Source organism: Chitinophaga eiseniae (assembly GCF_012641265.1).
Taxonomy (GTDB): Bacteria; Bacteroidota; Bacteroidia; order Chitinophagales; family Chitinophagaceae; genus Chitinophaga; species Chitinophaga eiseniae_A.
The window spans coordinates 1,417,923-1,431,064 of record NZ_JABAHZ010000001.1; the positions used below are offsets into that span (position 1 = coordinate 1,417,923).

The 13,142-nt window shown below is 50.1% G+C and carries 8 protein-coding genes; 4 read left to right on the forward strand and 4 right to left on the reverse strand.

Annotation, left to right across the window (positions count from 1 at the left end):
* Positions 1–135: 135 nt before the first annotated feature.
* A complete protein-coding gene (locus HGH91_RS05590) occupies positions 136–1,446 on the reverse strand; it encodes a hypothetical protein (protein WP_168737438.1) in 1,311 nt (436 codons plus the stop codon).
* A gap of 208 nt (positions 1,447–1,654) precedes the next feature.
* Here HGH91_RS05590 and HGH91_RS05595 point away from each other — a divergent pair, with 208 nt between their 5' ends.
* Positions 1,655–3,274 (forward strand): sulfatase, encoded by a 1,620-nt coding sequence (locus HGH91_RS05595; protein ID WP_168737439.1) that lies wholly within the window; start codon positions 1,655–1,657, stop codon positions 3,272–3,274.
* Between the two features lie 87 nt (positions 3,275–3,361).
* On the opposite strand, the gene HGH91_RS05600 is transcribed toward HGH91_RS05595, so the two are convergent.
* From HGH91_RS05600 to HGH91_RS05610, 3 genes are all read right to left on the reverse strand, one after another.
* Positions 3,362–5,662 (reverse strand): family 20 glycosylhydrolase, encoded by a 2,301-nt coding sequence (locus tag HGH91_RS05600; protein ID WP_168737440.1) that lies wholly within the window; start codon positions 5,660–5,662, stop codon positions 3,362–3,364.
* A 106-nt stretch (positions 5,663–5,768) separates the two neighbouring features.
* A complete protein-coding gene (locus HGH91_RS05605; RefSeq protein WP_168737441.1) occupies positions 5,769–6,371 on the reverse strand; it encodes a pseudouridine synthase in 603 nt (200 codons plus the stop codon).
* A 3-nt stretch (positions 6,372–6,374) separates the two neighbouring features.
* Positions 6,375–7,523, reverse strand: a complete 1,149-nt coding sequence (locus HGH91_RS05610) for a putative sensor domain DACNV-containing protein (protein ID WP_168737442.1) — start codon at positions 7,521–7,523, stop codon at positions 6,375–6,377.
* Positions 7,524–7,685: 162 nt separating this feature from the next.
* Here HGH91_RS05610 and HGH91_RS05615 point away from each other — a divergent pair, with 162 nt between their 5' ends.
* The 3 genes from HGH91_RS05615 (at position 7,686) to HGH91_RS05625 (ending at position 13,139) form a co-directional block, all read left to right on the forward strand.
* Complete coding sequence (locus HGH91_RS05615) at positions 7,686–8,270, forward strand: RNA polymerase sigma factor (RefSeq protein ID WP_168737443.1); 585 nt, start codon at positions 7,686–7,688, stop codon at positions 8,268–8,270.
* A gap of 81 nt (positions 8,271–8,351) precedes the next feature.
* Positions 8,352–9,512: a FecR family protein gene (locus HGH91_RS05620; protein ID WP_168737444.1), complete on the forward strand. Its 1,161-nt coding sequence runs from the start codon at positions 8,352–8,354 to the stop codon at positions 9,510–9,512.
* 243 nt (positions 9,513–9,755) lie between these two features.
* Positions 9,756–13,139: a TonB-dependent receptor gene (locus HGH91_RS05625; protein WP_247651653.1), complete on the forward strand. Its 3,384-nt coding sequence runs from the start codon at positions 9,756–9,758 to the stop codon at positions 13,137–13,139.
* Positions 13,140–13,142 lie beyond the last annotated feature (3 nt).

Sequence of the window (13,142 nt, forward strand, 5' to 3'; positions counted from 1 at the left end):
GCGCAGACCCTGCAAACGCCTTGGAGGCCCTGAGAAGCCTTGTCAGTACGTTATTCAGATCTACGCGTATCTTAAAATAAGTTAAATACGATGCAGAAAGGTGCGCAAAAATACGCTTTTACCTCAAATTTTGCATTAAATTTTTGCCGGGAATATCGCAAACCATTCCGGCCGCCAACGTATCAGCAACGCGATTCCCCATATTAGCAGGGCCATACCCAACGCGCCCCAGGCCTTCTTATTCTTCCAGCTCCAGCCGAGTACCACGGGCAGTTCCCAGTATTTGATCAGCACATACAGCAACAGGCCTCCCAGGCCCGCCCACATGAGCAACAATGCCTCCAGCTGCGCACCTGCCAGCACTACGGCGCACAAGAATACCAGCGTCACCAGCTGCAGCCATATATAGTTGGGAATACCACAATTCGTTACCTCTTCGATGGACAAGCCCAATAATGAACATCCCAGGAAGATAGTCAGCACCAGCAGCGATTCCTTATATACGACCGGCAGCAATAACATGCCTGCCCATACCGCCAAGGATACTACGATATACGTGGCCATACGCTGATCTTTGGCCCTCCACCCCCGGCTGTTGCCAAAAGGAAACAGTACACGGCTCAGCCAACGCTCCACTATCCGCACCGGCGGCAAGGCAAATGCGGTAATCATCAGCGGCACTATCAGCTCATAAGCATACCAGCTGTCGGCACAACGCTGCATCACCCACCATACCGCCGCCGTGGTGATCAGCGCCGGCACGCCTACATAGCGGAAAGCCTGGAGGGGCGTATACTGGTCGTCATCAAAAATATTTTTAATCACTTTGCTATAATACTTCACAAACGGGATTCGTATACAGATGGCCGTTAGTTGCGTCCATAACAACACCAGTCCTGTGTGGATAACAACAGTCCTGATCTCCAGGCTGCCCAGCAGCGGGCCTCCGTATATGGTCGCCACTCCCAGGATCAATAGCTCCCAGGTAAGCATCTTCGGGGAAAATAACCAGCGGAATAAGGGAGAGAGATACCGCAGCAAGGTTTGCCATACATCCGGTAAATACCGTCCCAGTAGCTGTATAACGGCAAAAGCCCCTACCAGCGCCGCCAGCCCGATTAACAGCCGGGAAGCGGTAAATACGCCTCTCAACGCCTGCAAACGCGAAGGATGTTTGATGGCATATACCAGCTCGGTGTTATTCAATAACTCGGTGGCCAGCAGACCGGCTTCTTCCCTCGTTACCTTGCCCAGCTCCGGCTGGTGTACCCGCCAGAAACTGTCAGCCTGCGCAGGCGAGGCCCAGGCATTCAAGGTGCCATATTGATAAAGGATCGTCTTTTGACGGGAAGTAAGTGATTCCAGCGTTCGGGCCAGCGCCGCATCGGTAGCAAACGCACTGGCGCCCATGGTTAACAGCAACAATAAAATGGTGATAATACGCATACAGTACCAAAAATAAGGAAATATCTGCCGCCGGTAAACAACGATTGTACAAAAAGATCCGCACAAAAGTTGCGAATACTGGATTTCTATGTTACTTTTAGCCCACTTTCCAATCCTCTCCCATCCCGCCCGAACAACGGGATGGCATTCATGCTCCACCAACATGAATGAAAAAAGGATCTATCAACAACGACCAAACAGACGATATATGAAAAGGATTCTCCTGGCATTGGCGCTACTGCTGCCTGGCATGGCGATAGCACAGTCAAAACCCAACATCATTTTTATTCTTTCCGACGATCACGCCTACCAGGCCATCAGCGCGTATGGCAACCGCCTCGTGCAAACGCCCAACATCGACCGGATTGCACACGGCGGCGCCCTGCTCACCAACAACCTCGTGGCTAACTCTATCTGCGGCCCCAGCAGGGCTACTCTGCTTACCGGCAAGTATAGTCACAAGAACGGCTATACGCTGAATGAAAAGACCTTCGATGTACACCAGGAAACATTTCCCGTGCTGTTACAGCAAAACGGCTATCAGACTGCCTGGATAGGAAAACTACACCTCGGCAGCCTCCCCATCGGGTTTAATTATTTCAATATCCTCCCCAGCCAGGGACATTATTACAACCCCGACTTCATCAATAATAACAACGATACCATTCGCTACAAAGGTTACGTCACCAACCTGATTTCCGACTTCTTCTTCAACTGGCTCCAGGGCCGGGATACGTCCAAGCCTTTCTTTGCGGTGATCGGTGAAAAAGCGACGCACCGCGAATGGCTGCCCGATATACAAGACCTCGGCGCCTACGATGGTATCAACTTCCCTCTCCCATCCACTTTCTTTGACACCTACGATACCCGCGAAGCCGCCAAAGACCAGGACATGACCATCGACAAAACGATGCGCCTGGCGGAAGACCTGAAAGTACACCAGCCATTTGGCCTGCAAAATTATGAGCAGGATAAACCCCGCCTGCAGCAATGGCTGCAGAAAAACTACCCCGGCCGGACCTTCAGCGAAAAAGAACTGAAAGAATTTTATGCCCGCCAGGGCGAATATCGCCGCCTGGATGAAGCGCAGCAACAAGCTTTTAACAACTACTATGGCAATAAGATCACGAAAGATTTTGATGAGAAAAAGCTCAGCGGGAAAGAGCTGGTGAAATGGAAATTTCAACGCTACCTGAAAGACTATTATGCCACCGCCAAATCGCTCGACAGGAACATTGGTAAAATACTGGATTACCTCGACAGCACCGGCCTAAGCAAAAATACCATCGTTATCTATGCATCCGACCAGGGCTTTTACCTCGGCGAACATGGCTGGTTTGATAAACGATTTATCTACAATGAATCCCTGAAAACCGCCTTCGCCATACGCTATCCCGGAGTGATAAAACCCGGCACCAAACTCGACGCCCTGGTATCCAACACCGACTGGGCCCCCACCATCCTGGATATTGCCGGCGTAAAAGCACCGGCCGAAATACAGGGACGCTCTTTCTTGCCCCTGCTAAAACGTGAACCCGTAAAGGATTGGCGCAAAGCGGCGTACTATCACTATTACGAATACCCGGAACCGCATCATGTGTCGCCACACTTCGGGCTACGCACAAAAGATTATATGCTGGCCCGCTTCTATAAAGGCGTTAACAGCTGGGAACTGTTTGACCTGAAAAAAGATCCGAACCAGTTGAAGAACGTGTATAACAACCCATCGTACGCGGCGATCAAACAACAGCTTTTACAGCAACTGAAAGCGTTGATCCTTGAGTACGATGACCAGGAAGCGCTGGAGATCTATAACCACAGCCTCTAATCACGCAAAGACGCAAAGAAAAAAAGCAGCAAAGATACTTGCTGCTTTTTTTCTTTGCGTCTTTGCTCCTTTGTTCCTTTGCGTGACTTATCTCCCCGCTCCGAACCAGCTATCCGGCACCGGTTGCAGCTTACCGCCATCCACACTATACTCCAGCTTCAGCGTGTATCCGCCACCGCCTTCTACAAAGGCTATCTTAAACGGATGCCAGCCTTTCTCCAGCGCTACCTGTCCGCTCTTCTGGAAAGGCGCATGCCAGCCGTCGTTGTTCACTACTTCCTGGTCGTCGATATACAAGATACCACCATCATCTACCGTGAGGTAAAAGCTGTAAATACCAGTGGTGGGTACATTGATATACCCGTTGATACGCGCACCAAACGGACCACCACCTTTACCCATTCCTTCCGGGATAACGGCGTTGGCTACACGCAGTGAGCTATCGGCTGTTTCCTTTATTTTGGCGGCACTCTTAAAGGTGCCATTATAGTAGGTGAGCTTTAATCCAGGCCGGGCATCTTTTACCACCGTAGCCGGCCGATAGGGTTCCTTGCGGTAACGCAGGGTGTAGATGTCGCCACGATTGCCGGTAGGACTGAAAGCCGCCAGGCGGATCTGCTGAGGTTCACTGATCACATAGTTATCCGGTAATACGGTGGCATGTTCATCCGGGATGCTGCCGTTGGTGGTATAGCGGATAGTCATGTCCGTTAGTGGCTTGTTGACATGCAGGTTCACTTTATCTACAAACACGTTGTCTTCCGTAAAACCGTCCAGGTCGGGCAGGCGGTAATGTACACCGAGTAAATCCAGGCGTTTATATTGTTCGTTTAGGCGTTGCAGATAGCCTTCATAGTCGGCGCGTTGCGTCCACAACACCTCTGCCAGGGCGGTCATGCGGGGCATAAACATATAATCTGCCCGTTTTTCTGAAGGGATGTATTCGGTCCAGATGTTGGCCTGTGCACCCATGATATGCGTTGCTTCCTGCGCGGTTAACCCTTTGGGTACCGGCTGAAAATGATATACGTTATAAATAGAGTTGCGGTCGGGCGTACCATCGAAGTACAGCGGGTTGCCCGGCGTCATGATCACCTGGTTGCCGTGACGGGCCGCTTTTACAGGCGCATCGGGCACCCAGGCGCGCCAGTACATCAGCACGGCGGTAGGACTGATTCCTCCTTCCAGGATTTCATCCCAGCCAATGAGGGTTTTGCCTTTGGAATGAAAGAACTTTTCCATGCGCTTCACGAAGTAGCTTTGCAGCTCTTCTACCGTCTTCAGGTTATTGGCCTTCATCACTTCGGCGCAAAGGGGCGAGTTAGCCCAGCTGGTTTTTTCTACCTCGTCGGCGCCCAGGTGAATATATTTGGAAGGAAACAGCTCGGCTATTTCACTGAAAATATCTTCGGCAAAGCTGAAGGTTGATTCCTTACACGGACAAATAGGCGTGGAAAAGGTTTTACCCCAGCCGGTTTCACTGCTGCAGGCCAGGAAAGGATAAGACCTGATGGCTGCCATCATATGTCCGGGCATGTCTATTTCAGGAATGATTTCAATATGACGGGCCGCTGCATAGCGGATCAGGTCTTTCATCTGCTCCTGCGTATAAAAGCCACCATAAAGGGTTTTACCATCTTTATGGATAATATGGGAAGTATCGATGGCCATGTCGGGATTGTTCACCGCCTTCTCCATGCAAACGGAGTCCTGGTTATTAAACTCCCTCCAGGCGCCCTGGCTGGTGAGCAAAGGATACTTTTTAATTTCAATCCGCCAGCCCTGGTCGTCGGTCAGATGCAGATGCAGCTTATTCATCTTATATAACGCCAGCAGGTCGATGAATTTCTTCAGGTAATCTATGGAGAAGAAATGACGGGCCACATCCAGGTGCATGCCGCGCCAGCCATAGGCCGGGTGGTCTTTCAACGACATGGCCGGGATGGCAATACGTTTCAGGTCTGGCGCTTTGGGATCTTCTATTTCCGCGGGCATCAGCTGCCGCAGGGTTTGGGTGGCGCGGAAAAATCCCGCCGGTGCTTTGGCAGTGATCAACAGCTCCTGGCTACTTATATCCAGTGTATAATCCTCCTCTCCTGCCAACGCCGGGTTCTGACGCATCACGATAGCGCCCTTCACCGCTTTCTTCACCGTGGGCAATGGTTTACCCAATGCCTGGGTGAGGAGCAATTCCAGCTGCGCAGTTTCTATCATATAGGGAGATGGATTAGCCGGCAATACCAGGCTGGTAGCCGGCGTAATCACAAATTCGCCCGCCCTCGCCTCCAGCTGCTGCGGATAGGGAATGATCGGGTAGCGCGGCGACTGCGCAAAAGTAACCTGCAGCCCAATACACCAGGCGCCGGCAAGCCATAAAAATTTCTTCATAATAATCTTCGTTAAAGCATGATTCCAAAGGCAAACGTAATAAGAATCGATCCGTTAACCTAATGTGATCTTCACTAATGCTGTAGCCAAATTGACCCTGTTCCGGTTATTTATCTCTGTAATTATCAATTTTTAACAGGCGGAAAAATTCTTCCTCCGGCAGCTCCTTTACCTCTCCCGGCTGTAAATCCCCCAGCTCCAGGTCTTCTATCGATACTCGGATCAGGCGCTGGCAGCGATGCTTCACCGCACCCACCATTTTTCTCACCTGGTGGAACTTTCCTTCTGTGAGTGTGATCAATAGCCAGGTATGAGGCACCGTATGTGGTAGCTCACCGGGATGATCAAACAAACCGTCAGGACGGTTTACGATGTCGATCCGGCAGGGAGTAGACACATGTATCGCGTCGCGCCCAATGGGAATAGCTACCCCGGTTTTCAGCCGCTGCAAAGTAGCCTCGGTCATTACGCCCTTTACCTTTACCAGGTAGGTGCGCTCATGCGGCTTGTCCTGGAACAGCAGCCGGGTCACTTTTTTATTGGTGGTTAAAATTAAGAGTCCTTCTGAATCGCTGTCCAGCCGGCCAATAGCATGGGTGCCGGCGGGAAAATCGAAATCCAGCTCGCCCAGCAGTCGCACCTCGTGTGAGCTGATAAACTGGGACACCATATTGCTGGGTTTATTGATAATAAAATATCGTTCCTTCATTTGTTATAACAATAATATGTCTATGCGGTGGCCCTGTACCAGCTGCTGGTGTTCCGACCAGGAAAATACGGTGAAATAGCCGTCCTGGGAGGCTACCAGGGCATGTGCATCGCGCTGGTCGTGCACAAACTGGGCAGCCGACAAATGCCGGGTACCGCCAATGGCCGACGGATGCAGCAAAGTAGGCACCCCGCCTTCTATCGGTTCTACCATCAATACCTGCTCAATAGGCTTCGCATCTTTTGCGCGGGTGATTTTGGCGCCAAAAGCCAGCAACTCCTGCTGGTCATTTACAATAGTGGCGCCATCTACCGCGGTAAGCCCGGTGATATTTTCTACTTCCCGGCGTAAGGCGTTCTGCCAGAAAATTTCTGTAACACTTTTACCGTCGTACCGCAACAGGTCGGCCACACCCGAAAAGGCCGGCGAAATAGGATACTGCAGCGGATGAATGATGGACTCGCGCCAGGCCTCACTGTTGGAGGGCGTTACCAGCAAAATGCCTCCCCGCTTATGTGCCCGCATCGATACGGCAATCTGTATCAATACATTCACCCCGTTATTCCAAAAACAGGAAGCGGTAACACCCAGCAGCGACTTTAATATCATGGGACTGTCGGGCAGTAGGCCGCTGTCTTCGTTCACCACCTTTACCTGGTCGCCCCGGAGCACGGCTACGTTGGTGAATTTCCCCAAGCCCGCAGCGCGGCGGTGTTTCACCACCAGCAGTCCCGGTTCTGATACATCCAATACAAAACAAAGGTTAGGCAACTTAATCGTGGTGCCCCATACATATAACTCCTCTCCTTCAAACCATACGCCTATATGTATACCGGCGCGCTCTACGCCCGGCGCCAGCTTGGTGAGCAGCTGGGGCGTGAGCAATATCGGCTTCTCAAATAACAGCGGCTTGCCGGCTTGCGAAGGCGGCAAAAAAGCCAATGATATACGGATGGGATTTCCTTCTTCTTTACGCAGACTAGCCCAGAAAGCTACGTCGATAATTTTTTCTACCTGGCGGGCGGCCGGTACAATGGCCAGGTCTTCCTCTCCATCCGCTTTTGCGGCAGAAAGATGTTTCCTGAAATGTGCTTCTATAGTGCCGGCTACCTTTACGGCAGCCTGGTAGGTGGCTTCATTAACTACTTCCATAAATCCAGGTTCAGCATGTTTGAAAGCGCAAATTAAAACATTTCAGCATAGCGGATTACAGGCTTCCAGGAGCCAACAGGAGAAAATACTATTATTAGCAGCGAATTTAACGCAAATATCCTGTCTATATAAACAGTAATTTGCCTGCACTTGTAACCACGTATGAAAGTGAACACCTATAATGAAAGGGAACTATTGTTGAGCCTTGCTCAGGGTGAGGACCACGCCTTTGCCGGTGTATTCCATCACTATCGTCACCGTATATACGCCATTGCTTTCCGTTTGCTGGGATCTGCGTCACAGGCAGAGGATGTGGTACAGGATATTTTCCTTAAAATGTGGCTTAAACGTGGCGAGTTACATGAAATCAGTCATTTCAAAGCTTACCTCTTTACCGTTACCCGGAATCATATTTTTACTTCCTTGAAATTAGTAGCCCGGCAACAGCTGGCCGCCTCCGAACTTTCGGCTACGGCTGTCAACGAAATAAAAGACGCCGCTATTATTCATAAAGAGTATGAGCAAATCCTGCAGCGGGCCATCGCGCAGCTGTCGCCGCAACAGGAGCTGATCTATAAACTCAGCAAGGAAGAGGGACTGAAAAGAAATGAAATTGCTGACCGGCTGCAACTTTCTCCCGAAACCATTAAAGTACACCTGGCCAATGCCATGCGCTCCATCCGCGCCTTTTGCATGGCCCGTATGGACCTCAATACTTTCCTCATTATTATGTGGTTGTTTTACTAAAAAGTTTTTTTTTAAAACCCCTAACCCATCTGGTTCGTTTTATAGTCCCCTTATACAGCAACCTAAATCAAATCGTTATTCATGACCGAATCCCGATTCAGATACCTGTTTGAGCGGTATCACGCACAGCAATGCACGCCGGAAGAACAATATGAGCTGATGGTGCTGCTGGCACAGTCAGCGCACGACGAAGAGCTTAAACAGCTATTGGACGAACTGCTGCTCCAGGCAACGGATAACGACCAAACCATGCCGGACGATACCGCCAACAATATGTTGCAGGAAATCATGCAAACAAATGCGGCGCCTGCACCGGCACGCGTTCATACCCTCCGGGTATGGAAACGGCTCACCGTAGCTGCCTGTACCCTCGCTGCGGCGGCTACCGCCGGGTATATGATATATAACAGGAGTCATACCTCCACCAACAGGCCGATAGCCAACGCGCACGCACCCAGGCCTAAAAACGAACACGCCCGCCTGGTAATGGGCAATGGCGAGGAAATTGACCTGGACCATACCACCGCAACAGACGTCGACGTTCAGTCAGGCGTTTCCGTTAGTAAAAAGGGAAATGTGCTGGCCTATAACAGCTCTCCATCCGCAGTACCTAGTATCAATACGGTTTACACCAACAAAGGGGGCATCTATCAGCTGATTTTGCCCGATGGCACCAAAGCCTGGCTCAACGCCGCCTCATCTATTAGTTTTCCCACCGCCTTTAAGGATAGCACCCGCGAAGTAACCATACGCGGGGAAATATATTTTGACATCGCCCAGCAGGCCAACCAACCCTTTATTGTAAAAACCAATAACATGAAGGTAGCGGTACTGGGCACCGCCTTTAATATCAAGGCATACGAAGAAGAAAACATCTGCACCACGTTACTGGAAGGAGCCGTTAACGTAATCAACGGCAGTATCACCCGGAAAATGCAACCCGGGCAACAGGCACTGATCAACCGCGAACACACAGGGATCAATATCAGCCGCGTAGATACCGACATGGCTGTTGCCTGGAAATCCGGCCGCTTCGAATTCAACGACAACATCAAAACCATTATGCGGGAACTGGCCCGCTGGTACGATCTCACCGTTGTGTACGAAGGCGCCACCACCGAAAAATCCTTTGCAGGCTCATTCTCCAGGCAAGACAGCCTGAAAGACATCCTGCGTCAACTGGAATTAACAGGAAGCATTCATTTTGATATCGCCGATAAAACAATTACCGTCAGACCTTAAAACTACCATAGTAAAAAGTATGTATCAACCAAACTAAACGACAAACAAACACACAAACAACAGCTATTCCGGCAGTGAAAAACCAATGGCGGCCAGTACCGCTCCTGGCGTAGCTATGCGCTCACCTGCTGGAGGCTGTTTTACCTAAACTTACAATTCCACTGAAAAAAAATGAAGCAGACATTCCACAAAAAACGCCGCCCCGACCGGTCCCATTTATCGAACCAAAAACTATTGCGCTTTATGAAACTCACCTTATTACTACTCTTGTCTGCTGTGTTGCAAACGCACGCGAATGAGCCTGTACAACAGGTAACCTTGCATGCCAAGGCAGCGCCCCTCGTTGAAGTACTGAAATCGATCAGGAAACAAACAGGATACGTTTTTGTATTTGACCTCCAGATGGTCAACAATGCCAAACCTGTTAACTACTCACAGGAAAATGTGCCCCTGGAGCGGGCACTGGAAGAAGTTTTCAGAGATCAGCCACTTACCTATTCCATTCTCAAAAAAACAATTATCCTTAAACAGAAGCCCGTTATCCAGTCCTCCGTACCCGACAATGTACGCATCAAAATTAAAGGACAGGTAACGGAAAGCAACGGCACTCCCATGGTAGGCGTTACGGTGGTCAACAAAACCTCCCGTACCAATGCCCTCACCGATGAAACAGGCGTGTTTAATATTGAAGCCAATATCGGCGACAGTCTCATGTTCACCATGGTAGGGATGCAACCGCAAACCATACAGGTAAAAAATGACAGGCTCCTGAAAATTGTGATGCAACAAAAAGTATCCGAGGTGGGAGAAGTGGTGGTGGTAGCCTATGGTACCCAGAAAAAAACCAGCATGGTCAGCGCCGTTACCAGCATCAATCCCAAAGAGCTGAAAGGCCCTACCAGTAACCTTACTACTATGCTCGCCGGCCGCTTGTCGGGTGTTATCTCGTTCCAGCGTAGCGGTGAACCGGGGAGAGATAATGCCAGCTTCTTTATCCGTGGTATCACCACCTTTGGTACCGGTAAAGTGGATCCCCTCATCCTCATAGATGGCATGGAGTCCAGCACCACCGACCTGGCCCGCCTGCAACCCGACGATATTGCCGGTTTTTCTATCCTGAAAGATGCTACCGCTTCCTCCCTGTACGGCGCCAGGGGCGCTAATGGCGTGGTGCTCGTAACCACCAAATCCGGCGTGGAAGCAAAAACATCGCTCAACGTACGCTTCGAAAATTCACTATCTACCAATACCCGCAACTTCAAATTTGCTGATAATATTACCTACATGAACCTCGCCAATGAAGCCGTACTCACCCGGAACCCCTTGCGCGACGTACAATACTCCCAATCTAAAATTGACCACACCGCCGCCGGCGACGATCCGCTGCTCTATCCCAACAACAACTGGATTAAGCTGCTGATTAAAGATTATACCAACAACCAGCGCACCAACTTCAACCTGAAAGGTGGTGGAAAGGTAGCGCAGTTCTATGTTTCCGGCACCTACAACGTAGACAATGGTGTACTGAACGTAGATCAGCGCAATAACTTCAACAGTAACATCAAACTGAAAAATTACGCGCTCCGATCTAACATCGATATCAGGCTCACCCCTACCACACAGGCCGTTGTACGTACTTACGGACAGTTCGACGACTACAACGGTCCTATTGGCGGCGGCGGTGGATTGTTTTCCCAAACCATCTGGGCTAACCCCGTGATGTTTCCGGCCATATACCCCTCCAGCTTTGCGCCGGAATTAAAACATCCCCTGTTTGGTAATGCCGTAAAACCCGGATTCGGTAGCCTGCCCGGCGATGGCAGCAACCTGTATAATAACCCCTACGCCAATTCTGTATCGGGTTACCAGCAATACAACACCTCCACCCTGCTAGTGCAGGCGGAAGTGAAGCAGGACTTCAAATTCCTGCTGCCCGGTTTAACGGGCAGAATCATGGCATATACCGAGCGTTACTCTTATTTTGATGTAACCCGCAGCTATACGCCTTATTTTTATGCATTGAAATATGATGTTGATAAAACACCCCAGATTTCATCACTGAACACCAACGGAACAGAATACCTGAATTATTCTCCTGGCCAAAAAACGCTCAACACTACCTCCTATTTCGAAGCAGCGCTGAACTATAACCAGCAGTTTAATAAAGTACATAACGTATCCGGTATGCTGATTGGCCTGGTGCGCAACTACCTCACCGCCAACGCAGGCACCCTGCAAACATCGCTGCCACACCGCAACCAGGGCGTTTCCGGTCGTGCTACCTACGACTATGACACCCGTTACCTGGCGGAATTCAACTTCGGCTACAACGGGTCCGAACGTTTTGCCGGCAATCACCGCTTCGGTTTCTTCCCCTCTGCCGGCGTAGCCTGGAACATGCACAATGAAGCATTCTTCAAACCTTTAACGAATACCATCAACGTGCTGAAACTGAGAGCCACTTATGGTATCGTGGGAAATGACCAGATCGGTAACGAAAATGACCGCTTCTTTTACCTCTCTGATGTAAATATGAATGACGCCAGCAAAGGCGCCACGTTCGGAGAAAAAAAGACCTTTAATTCTCCCGGCGTTTCTGTGAACCGTTATGAAAACAGGGAAATCACCTGGGAAAAATCCTATAAAACAAACCTCGGACTGGAAGTCAACATGTTCCAGGCATTAAACCTCCAGGTAGACCTATACAAAGAACACCGCACCAATATCCTGATGACGCGGAGCACCCTTCCCAATACTATGGGGCTGAATGCCAATACACAGGCCAACGTAGGCGAAGCTTCCGGCAGAGGTGTGGATATCTCGGCCGGCTATACGAAAGGGTTTATGAATAATTCTTTCATACAATTCAGGGGGAACTTCACCTATGCTTCGAGCAAACTGCTCGTGAATGAAGAGCCTAAATATCCGGAAGCATACCGCTCCCACGTAGGCCAGTCGCTCTCCCAAAACTTCGGCTACATCGCAGAAAGATTGTTTGTAGATGACCAGGAAGTAGCCAATTCCGCCTACCAGAACTGGGGACAACAGGTAATGGGTGGAGATATCAAATACCATGACGTAAATGGTGATGGCAAAATTACCGATGCGGATATGGTGCCTATCGGCTTACCTACCGTGCCTGAAATTACCTACGGCTTCGGATGGTCTTTCGGTTACAAGCAGGTCGACTTCAGCTTCTTCTTCCAGGGTTCTGCCAGGTCTTCCTTCTGGATTGACTCTTACTCTATTTCTCCTTTCGTGTTAAACGGTGGCGGGCAACATGGGCTGTTGCAGGCCATAGCAGATGACCACTGGAGCGAGGGAAACAGGAACCTGTACGCCATGTGGCCACGACTGAGCGACTATTTCGTGAATAATAATAATCAAAGTTCTACCTGGTGGATGCGCAGCGGCAACTTCCTGCGGTTGAAATCAGTGGAAGCAGGATATACGTTCTCCAAACATTTCCTGGACAGGATCCGTATGACCAATGCCCGCATTTATGTAAATGCGTCTAACCTGTTTGTGATCAGCAAATTCAAAACATGGGATCCTGAAATGGGTGGTAACGGCCTTGGATACCCGGTACAGCGGGTTGTCAACTTCGGTATCAACGTAGGACTTTAATTC